Annotated in this window: 1 pseudogene; it reads left to right on the forward strand. The window is 56.8% G+C overall.

The annotated features are described in order from the left end of the window. Positions 1–148: 148 nt before the first annotated feature. Positions 149–287: pseudogene (locus tag EN807_RS37305) on the forward strand (DUF3419 domain-containing protein); the annotation flags it as partial.

A 287-nucleotide genomic window follows, 5' to 3' on the forward strand; every position in this document is an offset into this window, starting at 1 on the left:
ATTTCGGAAAGGATCATGCGCAAACAAAGATGCTACAGCTTCCTTTGCGCGTCCTTGTGGACGCGCGGCGCTGTAGTAAGCGCAGAAAGTCGCGTCAGATGACCGCCGCAGTAGAATTATCGAGGCCTCCGTCTGTCACCGGCCTGTCATAACTCTGCCCTACCCGCTTGCGCCAAAGCAAACGGGGAATCACCTTGCCATGACGGACGTTTCCGGAGATCTGGTTTTTCGCCGCGGCAAGGAAGTTGGAAAAGCCGTCTACCAGAATCGCCCGCTGTCGAAGGCCG

The sequence above is a fragment of the Mesorhizobium sp. M5C.F.Ca.ET.164.01.1.1 genome, from assembly GCF_004792125.1.
Lineage (GTDB): Bacteria > Pseudomonadota > Alphaproteobacteria > Rhizobiales > Rhizobiaceae > Mesorhizobium > Mesorhizobium wenxiniae.